The sequence below is a fragment of the Actinokineospora sp. HUAS TT18 genome, assembly GCF_051364635.1.
Lineage (GTDB): Bacteria > Actinomycetota > Actinomycetes > Mycobacteriales > Pseudonocardiaceae > Actinokineospora.
The window spans coordinates 6,380,416-6,399,100 of record NZ_CP195645.1 but is presented as its reverse complement, the minus strand read 5'-3'; the positions used below and the strand labels follow the sequence as shown (position 1 = coordinate 6,399,100).

Below are 18,685 nucleotides of genomic sequence, written 5' to 3'. Positions count from 1 at the left end.
TCAGGCACCCACCACGGGGCCGATGCGGGCGGCGTCGATGAACCGGTCGACCGCGGCGACGCTGCGGAAGTTGTCCGGGTCGAGGTCGTCGTCGCCGATCGGGACGCCGAAGCGGTCCTCGATCCACGCGATCAGCTTCAGCAGGCCCAGGCTGTCGATGACGCCGTTGGCGAGCAGGTCGTAGTCGACGGCCAGCGCGTCGGCGGCCACATCCGGCAGGAACTCATCGATGATGAACGCCTTGATCGTGGAGACGTTGCTCATGACACCCTTCTTTCGGCTTGGGACGGCCCGTTCCCGGTCCGGCCCACCGCGGCGCGGTCGACCTTCCCGGTGGCGGTCTTGGGCAGCGGCTCGTCGGTGATCCGCATGCTCGACGGGATGGCCGCGCGCGGCAGCCGCCGCACGCAGTGCTCCCGCAGCGCGAGGCTGTCGAGGCCGCTGCCCGGGGCCCGGTGGATCGCCGCGGCCAGCACGGCACCGGCGACCGGGTCGGGCAGGGCGGCCACGGCGGCCTCCAGCACGTTGGGGTGTTCCAGCAGCGCCGCCTCGATCTCGGCGGTGTTGACCGCGACGCCGCGCACCTTCACCTGGAAGTCGGCGCGGCCGACGAGCATGAGCCTGCCGTCGGCGCCGCGGCGGACCAGGTCGCCGGTGCGGAAGTAGCGCAGGTCGTCGGCACCGGTCGGGTGCGGGGCGAACTTGCCCGCGTTGCGGGTCTCGTCGAGGTAGCCCTCGGTCTGGAACGGCGTGGCGACATACAGTTCGCCCGTTCCCGGCCCGGTGACCACGCGGCCCTCGTCGACCAGCAGCGCGCGCACGCCGGGCAGCGGCTCGCCGATGGCCATGGGCAGGTCGTCGACGTCGGCGATGAAGCTGTCGTTGGTCTCGGTGCAGCCGTAGATGTTGCGCAGCCGCGCCTTCGGGAACAGCAGCGGGATCCCGGCCAGCACGTGGTCCGGGGTCGCGTCGCCGGTGACCATGACGTGCTCGACGGTGTCGAAGCCCTCGCCGCCCGCGGCGAGCAGCAGTCCGAAGAACATCGGCACGGCCTGCACCACGTGGATCTCGTTGGCGCGCAGCACCTCGGTGAGGTGGCGGCCGTTGGCGGCGTAGGCCGGGTCGACCATGACGACCCGCCCGCCCGCGGCGAGCGTCGTCCACACGTCGAGCAGGCAGATGTCGAAGTTCAGCGGCGCCACGTTGAGCACGGTGCGGCCGGGGCCGATGCCGAAGGTCGGCGCGGCCCAGTCGACGAAGCGGGCCACGGCCTGCGTGCTCAGCGGGACGATCTTGGGCAGGCCGGTGGAGCCGGACGTGGTCAGCATGAACGCGGTGTCGGCGGGCAGCCGCGGCGGCGCGGTGACCGGCGCGGGCGGCAGCATCCGCTTGTCCTGGCCGGGCGTGGTCAGCAGCGTCGTGCAGCCCGCCTGGGCGAACAGGGTGGCGAGGATGTCGTCGCCCAGCGCGGGCGACGGCAGCAGGAACGGGCGGCGGGCCAGCAGGCAGGCCAGCACCAGCGCCACGGCCTCCGGCGACTTCTCCGCGAGGATGCCGACGGGCTGGCCGGGGGCCAGGTCGTGCCCGACAAGCTTGTCGCGCTCGACGCAGGCGAGGTCGAGCAGCTCGCCGTAGTTGATCTCGGTGCCGTGCCAGACCAGGGCGACCGCGTCCGGCGCGCGCTCGGCGTGCCAGACGAAGCTGTCGACCAGATCCTGCAGGATGGGCCTAGCCATGGCGCCTCCCGTCGATCTCGACCCAGCCGCCCTTGAACGCCAGGCCGCGCGGGGTCTTGCAGGTGAACTTGACGACCGGTCCGCCGTCGGTCACATACGTGATCTCCAGCTGCTCGTCGGGCAGGATCGGCGCGGAGAACCGGCATCCGATCCCGGTGACCCGCGCGGCGTCGCCCCCGGCGAAGCGCTGCACGACGTCCTCGGTGATCACCGCGAGCACGCTCATGCCGTGCGCGATCACGCCGGGGAAGCCTGTGGCGATCGCGGCGGCCTCGTCGAGGTGGATCGGGTTGTGGTCGCCGGAGGCGTCGGCGTAGGCGCGCACGGTGTCGGCCGGGATGGACGCGGTGACGGTGGCGCGCTCGGTGGGGCCGGGACCGGCGGCCAGCTCGGTGGCGGCGGGCATGTCCCCGAAGGGTTCCGGCGTGGTCGCGTCGACCAGCAGGGCCCCGGTGAGCAGCTCGGACACCACCGCGCCGTCCTCGCCGACGACCACGCAGCGGATCGCCAGCCGCACGCCCTTGGGCTCGCGGCGCGCGGCGACGACCTCGACGTCGATGCCCACCCGCTCCCCCGGCGCGACGAGCCTGCGGACCCGGAACTCCTGGCTCAAGTGGACGTTGCCCGGCCGCGGCTGCCCGTCGGGGGTGAGCTGGTCGACGATCTCGTCGAAGCTGCTCATGGCGAGCACGAACGGATAGACCGGCGACGCCTGCGGGCCACCGGCGACGGGCTTGGCGCCGAGGGCGGCGCGCAGCACATCGCGGTAGGTGGCCAGTTCGGCGGCGGTGACCGCGCGGATGTCGCTGGCGGTGAACCGCGTCGTTAGCTCGTTCACGGGGCCACCACCAGACACGCGTTGTGGCCGCCGAAGCCGAAGGAGTTCGACAGCGCGGGGCCCTTGGCCACCGGGCGCGGTCGACCGTGCACCAGGTCGATGTCCATTCCAGGCTCGATTCGGTCGTGGTTGGCGGTCGGCGGGACAGTGCCTGCGGCCGTCGTGAGGATCGTGGCGATCAACTCGACCGTCCCGGCGGCGCCGATCAGGTGGCCGGTGACGCCCTTGGTCGCGGTCACCGGTGGGGAATGGCCGCCGAAGACCTTCGCCAGCGCGGTAGCCTCGGCGCGGTCGTTGTGCGGTGTGGACGTGCCGTGCGCGTTGACATGGGTGATGTCCGAGGGACTCAGCCCCGCCGCCGCGATGGCCGACGACATCGCCGCGACCGCGCCGCCGCCGTCGGGCAGCGGCATCGCCAGGTGGTGCGCGTCGGAGGTCGCGGCGTAGCCGAGGATCTCGGCGTGGACCGCGGCGCCCCGGGCGACGGCGTCGGCGCGGCGCTCCAGCACGACGAACCCCGCGCCCTCGCCCATTACGAAGCCGTCTCTGTCCACATCAAACGGTCGGCAGGCCAACTCGGGCGCGTCGTTGCGGGGCGACATCGCGTTCAGGTTGGCGAACCCGGCCAGGCTGACCGGGGTCAGCGTGGACTCGCAGCCGCCCGCGATCGCGACGTCGACCAGCCCGGACCGCACCATCGCCGCCGCGTGGCCGACCGCGTCGACGCCGCTCGCGCAGGTCGTCGAGATGGTCAGCGACGGACCGTGCCAGCCAAGCCGCATCGCGATCTGCGCGGCGGCCGAGTTCGGCATGGTCACCAGCGGCATCAGCGGGTTCACCGCGCGGGGCCCGTTGACGTAGTAGTTGCGGCTCTCCTCGTCGCTGGTCCACCGGCCGCCGACCGCGGTGCCCACGACGATCGCGGTGCGCGCCGGGTCCGGGGCTGGGCCGCCCGCGTGCTGGTGCGCCGCGAGCGCGGCGACCAGGCCGTAGCGGGCGAACGGGTCCATCCGGCGGGCTTCCTTCGCCGTGACCAGGCCGACCTCGTCGAGCCCTGCGACCCGGCAGCCGAACCGCACGCCGTGGCCGCTGAGGTCGAAGTGGTCGAGTGGGGCGGCGGTGGACTTGCCCGCGAGCAGCGCCGACCAGAAGCGGTCGAGGTCGCAGCCCGCGGGCGTGACCACGCCCATCCCGGTGACGACGACGTCGGGAGAGTCAGTCATCGCGCGCCTCAGGCCGCGATGAGCCCGCACTGGCGGGCCGCGGTCAGGAAGGCGTCGGCGGCGACGTCGATGTCCTCGGCCGAGTGCCGGGCGGTCACCGCGATCCGCAGCCGGGCCAGCGTGTTCGGCACCGCGGGCGAGACGACCGGCAGGCCGACGACCCCGGCCTTGCGGCAGGCGGTGGCGTAGTCGTAGGCGAGCTCGTCGGACCCGGCGACCAGCGGGATGACCGCGGTCTCGCTCGACAGCGTGCGCATGCCGGCGTCGGTGACGATCTTGCGCAGGCGGGCCGACTCGTTCTGGATGTGGGTGACCCGCCACGGCTCCTGCCGCAGGATGCGCAGCGACTCCAGGGCCGCGCCCGCCTGGGCTGGCGGCAGGGCCGCGGAGAACAGGAACGGGCGCGCGTTGTACTTGAGGAACACCGCCAGCTCCGGCGAGCCGACGACCCAGCCGCCGGTCGACGGGATGCCCTTGGACAGCGTGCCGACCTTGATGTCGACCTTCACCTTGAAGTCGTAGTGCTCCTCGATGCCCCGGCCGGTGGCGCCGATGACGCCGAGCGCGTGTGCCTCGTCGACCATCAGCAGCGCGTCGTGCCGGTCGCACACCTCGCGCAGCTCGGGCAGCGGGGCGATGTCGCCGTCCATCGAGTAGACGGAGTCGACGATGACGAGCTTGACGCCCTCGCGGTGCGACTCGGCCAGGCGGCGGTTGAGGTGGTCGGCGTCGTTGTGCCGGAAGCGGGTCACCGTGGCGCCGCTGAGCTGGCAGCCGTCGACGATGCTGGCGTGGTCGTACTTGTCGATGAAGACCGTGTCGCCCGGACCGACCAGCGCGGCGACGGTGCCGACGTTGGCCGCGTAGCCGGAGCCGAAGACCAGCGCGGTCTCCCGGCCGAGGAACTGGGCGACCTCGGCCTCCAGCTCCTCGTGCAGCGGCGTCGAGCCCGCCAGTGCCCGCACACCGTGCGCACCGGAGCCGTAAGTGTCCACAGCGGACTTCGCCGCGGCGACGACCCGCTCGTCCCCGGACAGTCCCAAGTAGCTGTAGCCCGACATCTGCAGCAGGCGCTCGCCGTACAGGTCGACATAAGGGCTGTTGCGCTCGGGGGTGTAGGGCATGAAGCTGTTGCGCCGGTCCGGCTCGGACTCGAGCTGCCCCAGCCGCTGGCGAATCGCGGTCAGTTTCGGCTCGAGCCGGTCCCATGCTGCAGAAGCGCTCACTTTGCGTCTCCTCTTTCCGCGTTTCCGGCGAATTCCACAGTCGAATACGCCCACCGACTCCGCGGTGGCCGTTCGCCCTTTTGCCGTTTCCCTACGTGCGAATTTCGGCCTGGCGCAATTTCTACGGCAGCGCGCGCAAGCGGAGCGCAACAACGGCGTTGCGTGCCCTGGATGCCTGCTGCCGCACCAGGTTCGCCGCGACGCGGCCGCTCGTGGCCACTATCGCGTTGCGCTGATCAGGTGACCCCAGTACTCCGAAAATGCCCTCGTTGTTCACGCTCAGGCTTGACACCTTGATCCTGTCCAGCGGTAGAGTTTCTCCCGCGAGTGCTTCAAGCAGGGCCTTTCAATGTTTAGATCGCCTAGTGGATTGTGCCGAGCCGCCTAGGCGGGTATTGGCGCAGGGCGTCAGGTACCCGGGGCCGTGGGGGAGTTGCGCGCATGCTGGTCAGACTCATCGGACTGATCTCCGTCGAGGAGCCGGGTGGCCCGGCTCGACACTTGTCCAGCGCCCAGACCCAGGTGGCCTTCGCCAGGCTGGTCATGGAGCGCGCGACGGGCACCGACCGGGATCAGCTCGCCGACACGGTCTGGCCGGACGGGCTGCCCGACACGTGGGCCTCGGCGCTGCGCAGTGTGGTGAGCCGGGTCCGCACCTTCGTCGCCCGCGACGACGCCGAACTCGTGGCGCAGGGCAGGCGCTATCTGCTGAAGCTGCCGGAAGACTCCGTCATCGACCTGGAATGCGCCGAGCGCGCGGTCGGCGACGCCATCGCCGCGCTGACCGACGGCGTCCACACCGACGCGCGGAAATACGCCGAGACCGCGCTGTCCTATTTGCGCGAGCCCTTTCTCCCCCACCACGAGGGCGAATGGGTCGCGGGCGTGCGCGAGCACCTCGACGGGCTGCTGTCCTCGGCGCTGGAGACGGCCAGCGCGGCCGCGGCGGCGCTGGGCGTCGACCGCGACGCGGTGCGCTTCGCCGAGGAGGCCGTGCGCCGGTCCCCACTGAGCGAGAGCGCTCACCGGTGTCTGATGACCGCGCACGCCGCGGGCGGCAACCGGGCCGAGGCGCTGAGCAGCTACCAGCGGCTGCGCCGGGTCCTGTCCGACGAACTGGGCATCGACCCGTCGCCGCAGACCCAGGCCGCCTACGTCGACCTGCTCGGCGGACCCGCGCACCGCGGCAGGCCGCGCGCCGGGTCGGTGAGCGCGGCGACGGTGCCGTTCAGCGGCAGGCGCGCGGAACTGGCCGCGATCGCCGAGGCGTGGACGCAGACCGAGCAGGGCGTCGGACACCTGGTGCTGGTCACCGGCCAGCCCGGCATCGGCAAGACGCGGCTGGTCACCGAGGCGGCGCGGCGGATCGGGCGCGCGGGCGGGCTGGTGGTCTTCGGCCGCTGCGAGCCGGGGGCGACGCTGCCGTGCCAGCCGATCCTGTCCGCGCTGTCCGACTTCGCCGCCGCCACCCCGCCCGAGTCGATGCCGCCGCTGAGCGCCGGTCCACAGCGGACACTGAGATCGCTGGCGCCGGGCACCGACGCCCGACCGGACGCCGCCGAGCTGGGCAAGCTGCTCACCGCCTTGGCCGAGCGGCCCATCTGCCTGGTGCTCGATGACCTGGACCTCGCCGACGAGGACACGTTCCTGTTGCTGCGCCGGGTGTTCCGGCTCGGCGGCGCCGACTGCTCGCTGCTGCTGATCGCCACCGTGAGCGGCCGCGCGCCGCGCAGGCACGCCGACCCGCACACCGACTTCGTGCACGACATGGACCGGCTGGGCCTGCTGCGCCGCGTCGCGGTTCCCGGGCTCGAAGAGTCCGACATGCGCGCGCTGTCGCGCCAGATCATGCCGACCACCCGCGCGGCCGACGTGCCGCCGCCGTACCGGCTGCTCGCCGACACCGCGGGCAACGCCTACCTCGCGGTGGAGATGCTGCGCTGGTACCGCGAAGGGCCGCCCGAGGTGGGGCGGCGGCTGCCGGTCGGCATCCACGACTACGCCGAGGCGAACCTGGCCGCGCTGGAGCCGGAGCCGCGCAGGCTGCTGCGCGCCGCGGCCGTCGCGGGGTTCACCTTCGAACTCGACCTCGCCGCCGACGCCGCGGGCCTGACCCCGGACGACGCCATGGACGGCCTCGACGAGTTGGTCGAGTCCGGCCTGGTCACCGAGGTGATCGCGGGCCACGGGGCCAGACCGGTGCCGAAGTACCGCTACACCCACGACGTCGTGCGGCGCGCGGTGTACGAGCAGCTCAGCGAGACCCGGCGGCGGTGGCTGCACGCGCGCCTCGCCGACGCCATCGAGCACCGCCGCGCCGACAACCTCGCCACCCACAGCCGCGCGCTGGCCCACCATCGCTCGGCGGGAGCCGCGGCCGACGGCGACACCCGCGCGGTGCAGGCCAGCTGGCACGCCGCGGCGTGGGCCACCCGCAAGGGCGCGCAGTCCGAGGCGGTCCGGCTGCTGGAGCAAGCGCTTTCGCACGTGCCGGAGTCCGACAACGAGCTCCGGGCGGACGCCTTGACCAGGCTGGGTCTGGCGCAGTTGGCCGCGGGCCACCAGGACTGCGACCAGACCCTGCTCGACGGCACCATCCAGGCGCTGCACACCGACCGGCTCAACATCGCCGCCCAAGCCGCGCTCGGTCTCGCCGACGCCGTCGGCACCCGGCCCCGCCTGCGCGGCGAGGCCGCCGCGATGATCGATCTTCTGCTGCGCACCGTCGCCGAGGGCCGCCCGAACCGGGCGGTCGCCGTGGACGACGTGACCGTGGGCCGGTTGATAGCAAGGCAATGCGAGCTTTCGACCACCGTGTCGACCGACCCCGCGGTGGCCCGCTCGCTGCGCGCGATGATCGGTGAGCTGCGGCTGCTGGAGGGACCCGACCACGTCCGCTGGCGCGCGATCCTCGCCGCCGAGGCACTCGTGGTGGCGGGCGCCATCGGCGACACCGCGGGCCGGGTCGCCGCCGCGCACCACCGCGCCGCCACCGCCGAACTCACCGGCGACATCGAGGCCCGCGACGCCGCCCTGGCCACCCTCGCCGAAGCGGTCAACAACGGCGACGGCGACGAGGTCGCCATCGGCGACGCCCTGCTGGCCGAACACACCGTCGCCATCGCGGTGACCGAGGGCCGCCTCACCGACGCCGCCGCCACCGCGCGCCACATCGAGACCACGCGGACCGCGTCGGAGGTCGCGCCGCCCCCGGGCGACCTGGCCCAGCGGCAGATGCTCATCGCCCGCTGGCTCCGCTACGGCGGCGGCTCGATCGCCCCGGACCAGCCGACCCTGGGACACGAAGGCGCGGAGCGCGCGCTCGCGGCGATCCTGCGCGGCGACCGGGGCCTGCCCCACCTGACCGTGCGCGCGCTCGCCATCAACGCCGAACCACTCCCCTCCGGCGACGAGTGGCCGCACGCGGTCGGCGTCCTCGCGCTGGCGGCGGTCGAGCTGGGCGACGCGGCGACCGCGGAGTCCGTGCGTGGCCTGCTGGCCCCGTACCCGGACCTGACCTGCGGTGTCGGCTACCGCACTTTCGTTGGCACAGCGGCGTTCCACCTCGGCCGACTCGCCGTGGCCGTTGGCGACTGGGACGACGCCGAACGACACCTGTCCGCCGCGCTGTCGCAGCTCGCGGGCCGCCGGGCGCGGCCGTGGATGGCGCTGGCCCAGCTGGCGCTGGCCAAGGCACTCGACAACCGCAACAAGGTGGGCGACCGCCGCACCGCCCTGGCCCTGCGCGCCGAGGCGACTTGGACACTCACCAACCTTGGCTTGCGCCGCAGCGCCTGACCCCCGGGACCAGCTTGGTCCCGGGGGTCAGTCACGCCGTGATCAGATGAGCGGGATCCGCTTCACGGTGCCCGTTCCGGGGCACGCGCCGCAGTCGGAGACGTACGCGGCGCCGTCCTTGATCACCAGGCCGGCGGGGGCGAACAGGTCCGCGGTCACGGTCTGGCGCGAGCCGTCCCGCTTGACCTTGATCAACGCACCCGCCAGGTCGCCGGAGTTGATCCCCTTGCTCGCGAACTCCAGCACGTACAGGTTGCCGCGCCGGTCGAAGGCGATGTCGGTGATGTTGGTGAAGCCGCCCGCCACGACGGTCGGCTCCTGCCCCGGGACCACCCGGAACACGTTCGCCGTGCCCACCGCGAACGGGTAGCCGGTGAGCTGGCCGACGTAGAACGCGCCGTCCGGGCCCTGGACGACGGCGGTCGGCACCGCCTGGGCGGGGATCTGGGTGCCGGGCGGCAGGCCGAGCTCGGCGGGCGCGTCGACCAACTGGCTCGGGAACAGCGCGATGGTGGACATACTGCCGTCACGGGCGACGCGGAGCAGCGAGTTGCCTGCCGCGTCGGCGATGACGGCGCTGCCGTCCCAGGTCAGCGCCAGGGAGTTCGGGTTGCCGCCGTCCGGGTTGGACTGGATGGCGTAGCCGGTGATGTCGGCGATCCTGGTGGTGGTGCCCCCGGCGCCGACCCGCAGCAGCCAGCCCGCGTCCTCGCCGCCCGCGGGGAAGGTGGGCCGATTGGCCGCGTTGACCGCGAGACCGGCGGTGAACACCGGGCCGCGGCTGGTCACCGCGACGTCGGACGGGCCGATCGCGGCGAAGCCGCCGTCCTCGGCGATGGACGGCAGGCCCGTCACGATGCGGCGCTGCTTGCCGTAGCTGATCTTGGTGATCGCGCCGGTCGCGCCGTAGCAGACCTGGCCGCCCGCCTCGCCGGGGAAGCACGGCCCAGCGCCGCCGGTGCCCGCCTCGGCCACGTACAGCGCGCCGTCCGGACCGAACGCGAGGCCGTGCGGGCTGTCCAGGCCGGTCGCGACGGTGGTGATCCGCAGGTCCGCCGAGGCGACGGCTGGGGTGAACAGGGTGATGAGGACGGCGGCGCCGACGGCCAGCCTCGTCCTGCGTCGAGTGATCATGTGGAGCCCTTTCCGGGACATGTTTCGTCCACTGAGGACACTCGCCCCCAGTGTTTCGGTGTTGTGGTTCAGGAAAGAGGGATTCGGACCAGTGCCGAGGAGTCCGGGTGGACGACGACGTCGGCCAGCCGGTCGGCGACCGGGGTCTCGGTGGCGGTCGCGACGACCATCAGCGCTGACGAGCCGCACGAGTGCCACAGATGGCAGAGCATCGAGATGGATGTCGGGTCGGCCCGGTGCGCGTCGTCGAGCACCAGGACGGTGGGAACGCGGCTGGTGATGGCCTGGACCCAGTGGCCGACCGCGTCGAACATGCCCGCGCGTTCGAAGGTGGATCCGACCCGGCCGGGGACGGTGCCGCCGACGCGGGCACCGAGGTCGGGGAGCAGGTGGGCGATCTCGTCGGCGCAGCCCTGCAGGTCGGCCACCAGTTGCTCGGTCGCGCAGGCGGCGGCGTGGAAGCCGAGGGCCTCCTTGAAGGCCCGGTAGGTCTCGTACCGGCCCGCCGTCCAGCGGCCGTACAGCACGAGGGCGCCGTCGGCGTGCAGGCGCAGCGCGAGTTCGGCGGTCACGGCCATCCGGTCGGCGGCCGATCCCTGGTAGACGAGCACCATCCGCGCGTTGCCCGACCGGACGGCGGGCCAGGCCGCCATGGCCGCACGCAACGCGTGGTCGACGTCGACGACGACCGTAGCCGTCGGGTCGTGCAGGGCGCGGCGCGCCCATTCGAGGTTGGAGGTGCCGGTGCCCTCCGGGGTCGCCCCGCCCACGCACATCTCGTAGACGCGCTCCGGCTGCGCGCCGGGCAGTGGAGTCCACAGGCCGCGGTCGAGCAGTTCGATGCCGGGGGGCAGCGTCGGACCGGCCACGACAGCGGTCGGCGCGGTCGCGAGGATCTGACCGGCCGCTGCCTTGAGCAGCAGGGTGCGGGCGTGGCGCAGCGCCTGCGTGCCGACCGGCGCGTCGGGTTCGTCGGCGGCGGTGCACAGCACGATCCGCATGCCGCCCAACGGGTTCTCGGCGTCCGGCTCGACCAGCGCCACCATCGTCGCGATCTCGAGCGAGGCTCGAGTCGCGTCGCAGACACTGTGGAAGACAGCGCTGATCACGCCGGGCCCGACCGGGTCGCCGTCGGTGATCTCCTGGCCGCCGAACCGCAGGGCGATGTCGTGGGCGCCCGCGGTCACGTCCAGCGTGCGGGCGTCGAAGGCGGCGTGGAGGACAGTGACCATTCCGGGCATGCTGTCGTCCTCATGGGGCCACGGTGCCTCGACGATGCGCCGCAGGCTGCGGGCCAGGTCTTGCGGTTGTCCGGAGTCCGAGCCTGATAAGGCAGGACCTTGCACGGACATGTGGGCTCCTCCCGAGAACCACGCTCCACAAAGGCAAATGCCCTGGAGACCCCCGTCGCCCAAGTCAATTCGCCCACAACCGGACGAATGCTACAGATCGACTCCGGCGAGCGTCAACGCGGTCCATCCTGAACTAAAACTGTCATCTCTAATTGCGATGGTCCGTCAAGGACTGTTGTAGGTGCCTCCGACCTGCCGATGTGCGCATGCGACCGACCATTTCGGCCCCGAGAACCGACGGCTAATCATCAACAGTTCATGCGCCGGAAAACCATCGGCGGGCGACACAATACGCACGCCAAAACAGTTCGGTTCACCGATGCGCGAATGTTTGCACAAATGGCCCACACCCAGCGGGAACGGGAGCAAGCCGAAATGGATTCGGGTCACGGCGCGTCCCAAGCGGCGGGTGCGCGGAATACCTCGCGGGGAAGCGTCCACCGAGGAACCGGTGGCGGCGCGTCCTCGGTGGACGCGGCCAGCGCGGCCAGCGCCCCGACGATGGCGGCGACCTCCTCGTCCGCGGCCTGGTCGGCGCTCACAGCGGCGGGTTCCCGTGCTTGGTGTGCGGCAGCGACGCCCGCTTGGTCCGCAGCATCGCCAGCGCCCGCGCGACCGTCGCCCTGGTCTCCCCCGGTTCGATCACGTCGTCGACCAGTCCGTGCTCGGCGGCGTAGTAGGGATGGACGAGGCGCTCCCGGTACTCGGCGATCCGCGACGCCCTGGTCGCCTCCGGATCGGCCGCGGCGGCGATCTCCTTGCGGAAGACCACATTGGCCGCGCCCTCGGCACCCATCACCGCGATCTCGTTGGTCGGCCACGCGAAGGAAAGGTCGGCCCCGATCGACCGCGAGTCCATGACGATGTAGGCCCCGCCGTACGCCTTGCGCAGGATGACCTGGACCCGGGGAACGGTCGCGGCGCAGTAGGCGTAGAGCAGCTTCGCGCCGTGCCTGATCAGCCCGTTGTGCTCCTGGTCGGTCCCGGGCAGGAACCCCGGCACGTCCACCAGCGTGACGAGCGCGATGTTGAAGGCATCGCACGTCTGCACGAACCGCGCCGCCTTCTCGGCCGACGCGATGTCGAGCACCCCGGCGAGCGAACTGGGCTGATTGGCCACGACACCGACGGTCGTGCCGTCGATGCGGGCCAGAGCGCAGACGACATTGGTCGCCCAGGTCTCGTGCAGCTCGATGTATTCGCCGTCGTCGACCAACTCGGCCACGACGTCCCGCATGTCGTAGGCCCGCCCGGGTTCGACGGGCACCAGCTCGGCAAGCGCGTCGGTCCGCCGATCAGCGGGATCGCTCGCCTTGAACGTCGGCGGCGGCTGCTGATTGTTGGACGGCAGCAGGGAGACGAGGTAGCGCACGTCGAGCAGACAGCTCTCCTCGTCATCGTGGACGAAGGTGGCCACGCCGGTCCCGCTGTGCACGTCGGCACCACCGAGCTCGTCGTGGGACACCTGCTCGCCGGTGACGGCGTGGACGACGTCGGGCCCGGTGACGAACATCTGGGAGATGTCGCGGACCATGAACACGAAGTCGGTGAGCGCAGGCGAGTACGCGGCGCCGCCCGCACATGGTCCGAGCATCACGCTGATCTGCGGCACGACCCCGGACATCCGCACGTTGCGCCGAAAGATCCCGCCATACCCGGCGAGCGCGGTCACACCCTCCTGGATGCGCGCCCCCGCACCATCGTTGAGCCCGATGAGCGGCGCCCCGGTCGACTCGGCCAGGTCCATGATCTTGTGAATCTTCTGCGCGTGCGCCTCGCCGAGGGACCCACCGAAGACCCGGAAGTCGTGGGCGTGGACGAAGACAGTGCGCCCCTCGATCGTGCCCCACCCGATGACGACACCGTCACCCGGCGGTTTGCGGTCGGCCATACCGAAGCCGGTGGCACGGTGCGTGCGGAGGGTCTCGATCTCGTTGAAGGACCCGGGATCGAGCAAGATGTCGAGCCGCTCCCGAACAGTCAGCTTGCGCCGGGCATGTTGCGCCTCGGTCGCGGCCGGACTCGGCCCGTCGTAGGCCTTGACCCGTCTGCGGCGCAGCTCGCGGACACGGGCGGGCATGTCGTCCACAGTGGATAGTGCGACCAGGGCGCCTTCGGCGGACGGATCGGCAAGCGCTGTCACGAGTGCTCACTTCCTCGCTTTTGGCTCGGCGGCGGTAGACAGTCCCTTGATTGAATCTTGAACAGCGCAACGCCCCCGCAACACGCCACCAGACCCCAGGAAAGAAGGACGCCCCACCCCTAGCGGCAATCAGTCATCCCAACAACGAGACAGGACCAGCGACAAACCCGCGCTAGATCCGCCGCCCAACAACGCAAAACCAAACCGGCCACAAACGCACGAAACCGCCGGCAGGAAACGCCACGAAACCCACTACGGACCCAGTCCCCGCCCGCACCCCGTCTCTTCTGCTACCGCAGAGTCTGCTGAAGCAGAGCCTCTGGATGAGCTAGCTTGAGCAGGGCCGGCAAGCGGGGCGCTCCCTCGTCAATCAGCGTCTTAGCCGAAAGAAGGCTCGTCAAGGGCGCCTACGGCGATCGGCAAAGCCGACCCTTGACAAGCCTTCTTCCGGCTAAGGGAATGCAAGGACGAGGGTGCAGGGGAAGTGCAGGGACCTTCGGTCCCCAAAGACAACAAGACCAAAGCAAGAGACCTAGCGGTCTCCCCCTGCGAGCAAGGCCGCCCCGAAGTACTTCCTCCGGGGCGGCCTTTGCCGTCAGGTGACGCTCACGCCACCATCAATGCTCACAACCTGCCCAGTCATGTAATCCGCGTCCAAGAACAGTGACATGCTCCGGGCGACCTCCTCGGTCGTCCCGAATCGTGGCACCGGGCACTTCTCCTTGATCGCGTTCTGTACCTGATCGGACAGGTCCTTCGTCATATCCGTGATCATGAACCCAGGCGACAGCGCGTTCACCGTCACACCCCGCCGCCCACACTCCGCCGCGAGCGTCCGAGTGAACCCGATGACCCCGGACTTCGACGCCCCGTAAGCCGTCTGTCCCGCGGTAGCGATGATCCCCGAAGGCGACACGATGTTGATCACCCGTCCCCACCGCTGGCGAAGCATGTGACCGACAGCGACCCGCGCGGTGTGGAAGGTACCGATCAGGTTCGTCTCGATCACCTCCCGCCAGTCCTCCGGGGACTGCATGGCCATCAGACCGTCCTTGCGGATCGCACCGTTGTTCACCAGCACGTCCACGGGGCCCAATGCCTCAGTGATCTCCGCGTACATCGCCACGACCGCCTCGTAGGAGGCGACCGAGCCCCCGACGACGACGGATGGGTTCTGGAGCTTCTCGGCCACCGCCAAAGCGCGGTCACGCGAGCTGTTGTAGTGCACCGCCACTCGACATCCAAGGGCGTCGAGTTCCATGGCCAGTGACTGGCCCAGGCCGCCGGACGCGCCGGTGACCAGGGCGACCGGCTGGTCCGGCCGTGTTCCCGCCTTACCCATTGCGCACCCCACCCCACTCCAAGAGCACCGAACCCCAGGTCATCCCGGCGCCGAAACCCGCGAGCAGCACCAGGTCGCCGTCGTTGATCCGGCCGTTGTCCAGGGCCTCGGCCATGGCCAGCGGGATCGACGCCGACGCGGTGTTGCCGTACCGGTCGAGGTTGGTGACCAGCTTTGCCGGGTCGAGGCCGGTGTGGCTGAGGATCGAGTTGATGATCCTGATGTTGGCCTGGTGCGGGATGATGTGGTCGATGTCGGCGACGCCGACCTTCGCCTGCTCCAGGGTCGCCTTCACCGTCCGCACGGTGAACCGCACCGCGTTGAGGTAGATCTCGTTGCCGTTGATCTTGGCGTAGTGCAGGCCCTGCTCGACGGTCTCGGCCGTGGTGGGCATCCGGGCACCGCCCGCCACCACCTTGAGGCTGTCGTGCTTGGACCCGTCAGCGCCGAGGTTCCACGCGCGGATCCAGGTGTCGGGGCTGGGCATGAGGACCACCGCGCCCGCGCCGTCGCCGACCAGGATGCTCAGGTCCCGGTCCTTCGGGTTGACGGTGAGCGAGTGCGTGTCCGATCCGATGATCAGGATCGGCCGCGGGTCCATCAGCATCCAGCCCGCCGCCGTCATCAGCGAGTACACGAAACCCGAGCACTCGGCGTTGACGTCGTGCGCGCTTCCGGCGATCCCCAACTCGTGGTGCACGAACGCCGACGTCGCCGGGGAGAGCTGTTCCGGCGTCGCGGTGGCGACGATGAGGTGGGCGATGTCGGCGCCGGTGACCCCGGCCTTCTCCATGGCCTTGCGGCCCGCGTCGATGGCCAGTGACGCCGTGGTCTGGCCGGGGCCGACGATCCGCCGCTCCTTGATACCGCAGCGGCTGACGATCCACTCCTCGTCGAGGCCGAGCCGGTCAGCCAGTTCCACGCTGGTCAGCACGGTCTCCGGGACGCTGACACCCCACCCGGCGATCTCGAAGCCGTTCACGGCCCGCGCCTTAGTTCGCGGGGACGAGGGCCATCAGCCGCTCGTGGACGGCGCGCAGCGTGGTGGTGTCGTCGATGTCCTTGAACAGCGACTCGTCGGCCGGGATGTGCGGGTACTTGTTCTGGAAGCCGTAGAGCCACTCCATCAGGTCCAGCGAGTCCACGTCGGCGAGCTGCAGCAGAGGGGCGTCGACATCGACGTTCTCGGCACCCGACACGGCCGCCAGCTGGGTGGCCAGTTCTTCGACGTTGGGCAGTTCCATCTTCGTCGCTCCTCACAGTCGCGTTCGTCCCGGCACCGCCGCCTCCTGGTGCGGCGAGGTCCTGGGGGGATGTAACCGACAGACGCGCAACGAAGGCGCAACTCCCGTCCTGTTGCGCCGGTGTTGCAGGGGTCGCGATTACCTCTAGCCGCAGAGGCGTCACACGGCCAGGAAACGTGGAAAAGGGGTTTTGGCATGACTGCGGTGACAGGCGGGGACCAGAACAAGGTGATCAACCCTGAGGTCGACGCGATCCGGCACCACTACGAGGTCAGCAACGACTTCTACCGGCTGCTGCTCGGTCCGGCGATGATGTACTCGGGCGGCTACTGGAACGAGGGCGAGGACCTCTACGACCTCCACGACCTCGCCCAGGAGCGCAAGCTCGACAAGTTCATCGAGCTCGCTGGTGCCGGGGGCGCCAAGCGTGTGCTCGACATCGGCTGCGGCTGGGGCACCATGCTCGACCGCGTCACCCGGGTGCACGGCGCCCAGGAGGCCGTCGGTGTGACGCTGTCGCGCACGCAGGAGCAGTTCATCAACTCCCTGGGCAACGCCAAGGTCACCGTGCACGTCGAGTCGTGGGAGGACCACAAGACCGACGAGCCCTACGACTCGGCGTTCTGCATCAACGCCCTGGAGCACTTCGTGCTCTCGACCCTGCCGCCCAAGGAGCGCACCCGCCGCTTCCGCGCGTTCTTCCAGCAGTGTTACAACCTGCTCAAGCCGGGCGGCAAGCTCGTCCTGCACATCATGACGATCGAGAACCCGCCGCTGCGCCGCGAGCTCATCGACGACCTGAAGTTCCTGCAGCGCGAGGAGTTCAAGGGCTGCTACATCCCCAAGCTCCAGGACCTCGCCGCGGGCGCGGAGTCGCTGTTCGTGATCGACGAGATCGTCAACGAGCCGCTGTCGTTCGCCCGCGCCTGCCGCGTCTGGCTGCAGCTGCTGGCCGAGCGCCGCGACGAGGCCGTCGCCATGGAGGGTGAGGAGATCGTCCAGCGCTTCGAGCGCTACCTGGACATCTTCGCCTACACCCTCGAGGACGGCATCTTCAACAACTTCCGCATCACGCTCACCCGCCGCGGCTAGGAGCATCGACATGACCAGGACGATCAACCGGGTCGAACCCCCGGCCGATGGCTCGGGCAGCCGGGTCCCCCACTTCCGTGTCGCGGTGATCGGCACCGGGTTCTCCGGGCTGGGCATGGCGATCCGGCTCAAGCAGCAGGGCATCGACGACTTCGTCGTGCTGGAGCGCGCCGACGAGGTCGGGGGCACCTGGCGCGACAACTCCTACCCTGGCTGCGCGTGCGACGTGATGTCGCTGCTGTACTCGTTCTCCTTCGCGCAGAACCCGAACTGGTCCACCACCTTCGGCAAGCGCGACGAGGTGTTCGCCTACCTCAAGGAGTGCACCGAGAAGTTCGGCATCCGCCCGCACATCCGCTTCCGCCACGCGCTGGTCGGGGCCCGCTGGGACGACACCGAGCGCCGCTGGCACATCGAGACCAGCGGCGGCGACTTCACCGCCCAGGTCCTCGTGACCGGCACCGGCTACCTGTCCGACCCGGTCATGCCCGACATCGAGGGCCTGGAGTCCTTCCCCGGCGCCAAGTTCCACTCGGCCAACTGGGACCACGACTTCGACCTCAAGGGCAAGCGGGTCGCCGTCATCGGCACCGGCGCGTCGGCGATCCAGTTCGTGCCGAAGATCCAGCCCGAGGTCGGGCAGCTGTTCGTGCACCAGCGCACCGCGCCGTGGGTGGGGCCGAAGAACGACAAGACCACCAACAAGCTGCAGTTCGCGCTGCGCAAGAACGTGCCGGGCTACCAGCGTTTCCGCCGCGGCTTCAACATGTGGGGCCGCGAGATCCTGGCCTTCATGCTGGCGCGGCCCAACGTGGCGGCCAAGACCATCACCGGCATGGCGGAGAAGAACCTCAAGAAGCAGGTCAAGGACCCGGTGCTGCGCGCGAAGCTCACGCCGGACTACGCCGCGGGCTGCAAGCGCCTGCTGTTCTCCAACACCTGGTACCCGGCGCTGCAGCAGCCCAACGTCGAGCTCGTCACCGACTCCATCGTGCGTGTCGAGGGCAGCTCGGTCGTCACCGCCGACGGCACGTCGCGTGAGGTCGACGCGATCATCCTGGGCACCGGCTTCGCCGCGACCAACCGGCCGATCGCGCGCCAGATCTGGGGCCGCGACGGCGTCCAGCTCGCCGACGCGTGGGGCAAGGGCATGTCGGCCTACGCGGGCACCACGGTCGCGGGCTTCCCGAACCTGTTCATGCTGCTCGGCCCCAACACCACCCTGGGCCACTCGTCCCAGACGGTGATGATCGAGGCGCAGATCGCGCACGTGCTCGACGCGCTGAAGGTCATGGACAAGCGCGAGCTGGCCAGCGTCGAGGTGCGCGAAGAGGCCCAGGATGCCTACAACACCGCGCTCGACGCCAAGCTCGAGGGCACGGTGTGGACCGCGGGCGGCTGCGTCAGCTGGTACCAGGACGGCTCCGGCCGCAACCCCTCAATCTGGCCGACCTACACATGGCGGTTCCGCAAGGCGACCAAGAAGGTCGACCTCGGCGCTTACCGGATCGCCACCACCGTCGGGCTTCCGGTGAAATCACAGTGAACGTGGAGAGA

The 18,685-nt window shown here is 70.5% G+C and carries 15 protein-coding genes; 3 read left to right on the top strand and 12 right to left on the bottom strand.

Annotation, left to right across the window (positions count from 1 at the left end):
* Genes ACSHT8_RS29680 through ACSHT8_RS29660 form a run of 5 tightly spaced genes read right to left on the bottom strand, consistent with a single transcriptional unit; the run spans position 1 to position 5,023 of the window.
* On the bottom strand, positions 1-264 hold the full coding sequence (locus ACSHT8_RS29680) for an acyl carrier protein (protein WP_436494534.1): 264 nt from the start codon (positions 262-264) through the stop codon (positions 1-3).
* Positions 261-1,736 (bottom strand): AMP-binding protein, encoded by a 1,476-nt coding sequence (locus ACSHT8_RS29675; RefSeq protein ID WP_436494532.1) that lies wholly within the window; start codon positions 1,734-1,736, stop codon positions 261-263. Before ACSHT8_RS29675 ends, ACSHT8_RS29680 begins: the two co-directional genes overlap by 4 nt.
* Entirely contained in the window at positions 1,729-2,574 is an 846-nt protein-coding gene (locus ACSHT8_RS29670; protein ID WP_436494530.1) for a MaoC/PaaZ C-terminal domain-containing protein, read from the bottom strand. Before ACSHT8_RS29670 ends, ACSHT8_RS29675 begins: the two co-directional genes overlap by 8 nt.
* The gene (locus ACSHT8_RS29665; RefSeq protein WP_436494529.1) at positions 2,571-3,797 is read right to left on the bottom strand and encodes a beta-ketoacyl-[acyl-carrier-protein] synthase family protein; all 1,227 of its coding nucleotides are present in this window, start codon (positions 3,795-3,797) and stop codon (positions 2,571-2,573) included. Before ACSHT8_RS29665 ends, ACSHT8_RS29670 begins: the two co-directional genes overlap by 4 nt.
* An 8-nt stretch (positions 3,798-3,805) precedes the next feature.
* Positions 3,806-5,023: an aminotransferase class I/II-fold pyridoxal phosphate-dependent enzyme gene (locus tag ACSHT8_RS29660; RefSeq protein ID WP_436494527.1), complete on the bottom strand. Its 1,218-nt coding sequence runs from the start codon at positions 5,021-5,023 to the stop codon at positions 3,806-3,808.
* Between the two features lie 441 nt (positions 5,024-5,464).
* Here ACSHT8_RS29660 and ACSHT8_RS29655 point away from each other — a divergent pair, with 441 nt between their 5' ends.
* On the top strand, positions 5,465-8,821 hold the full coding sequence (locus ACSHT8_RS29655) for a BTAD domain-containing putative transcriptional regulator (RefSeq protein ID WP_436494525.1): 3,357 nt from the start codon (positions 5,465-5,467) through the stop codon (positions 8,819-8,821).
* A gap of 42 nt (positions 8,822-8,863) precedes the next feature.
* Here the strand turns inward: ACSHT8_RS29655 and ACSHT8_RS29650 are convergent, their stop codons facing one another.
* The 7 genes from ACSHT8_RS29650 to ACSHT8_RS29620 all read right to left on the bottom strand — a co-directional run bounded on the left by ACSHT8_RS29650 (position 8,864) and on the right by ACSHT8_RS29620 (position 16,036).
* Positions 8,864-9,955, bottom strand: a complete 1,092-nt coding sequence (locus ACSHT8_RS29650) for a ScyD/ScyE family protein (protein ID WP_436494523.1) — start codon at positions 9,953-9,955, stop codon at positions 8,864-8,866.
* A gap of 68 nt (positions 9,956-10,023) precedes the next feature.
* Positions 10,024-11,196, bottom strand: a complete 1,173-nt coding sequence (locus ACSHT8_RS29645) for a hypothetical protein (RefSeq protein ID WP_436494521.1) — start codon at positions 11,194-11,196, stop codon at positions 10,024-10,026.
* Positions 11,197-11,693: 497 nt separating this feature from the next.
* A complete protein-coding gene (locus ACSHT8_RS29640) occupies positions 11,694-11,849 on the bottom strand; it encodes a hypothetical protein (protein ID WP_436494520.1) in 156 nt (51 codons plus the stop codon).
* Positions 11,846-13,387, bottom strand: coding sequence for an acyl-CoA carboxylase subunit beta (locus tag ACSHT8_RS29635; protein WP_436502217.1), 1,542 nt, complete (start codon positions 13,385-13,387; stop codon positions 11,846-11,848). Before ACSHT8_RS29635 ends, ACSHT8_RS29640 begins: the two co-directional genes overlap by 4 nt.
* A 658-nt stretch (positions 13,388-14,045) precedes the next feature.
* Complete coding sequence (locus ACSHT8_RS29630; protein WP_436494518.1) at positions 14,046-14,792, bottom strand: SDR family NAD(P)-dependent oxidoreductase; 747 nt, start codon at positions 14,790-14,792, stop codon at positions 14,046-14,048.
* Complete coding sequence (locus tag ACSHT8_RS29625) at positions 14,785-15,774, bottom strand: 3-oxoacyl-ACP synthase III family protein (protein ID WP_436494516.1); 990 nt, start codon at positions 15,772-15,774, stop codon at positions 14,785-14,787. The genes ACSHT8_RS29630 and ACSHT8_RS29625 overlap by 8 nt, the downstream gene beginning before the upstream one ends.
* A gap of 10 nt (positions 15,775-15,784) precedes the next feature.
* Positions 15,785-16,036, bottom strand: coding sequence for a hypothetical protein (locus ACSHT8_RS29620; RefSeq protein WP_054055397.1), 252 nt, complete (start codon positions 16,034-16,036; stop codon positions 15,785-15,787).
* A gap of 195 nt (positions 16,037-16,231) precedes the next feature.
* Here ACSHT8_RS29620 and ACSHT8_RS29615 point away from each other — a divergent pair, with 195 nt between their 5' ends.
* Both ACSHT8_RS29615 and ACSHT8_RS29610 read left to right on the top strand, forming a co-directional pair.
* The gene (locus ACSHT8_RS29615) at positions 16,232-17,128 is read left to right on the top strand and encodes a class I SAM-dependent methyltransferase (RefSeq protein ID WP_436494513.1); all 897 of its coding nucleotides are present in this window, start codon (positions 16,232-16,234) and stop codon (positions 17,126-17,128) included.
* 10 nt (positions 17,129-17,138) lie between these two features.
* Positions 17,139-18,674 carry a flavin-containing monooxygenase gene (locus ACSHT8_RS29610; protein ID WP_436494511.1) on the top strand — a complete coding sequence of 512 codons (1,536 nt, stop codon included), beginning with the start codon at positions 17,139-17,141 and terminating at the stop codon, positions 18,672-18,674.
* Positions 18,675-18,685 lie beyond the last annotated feature (11 nt).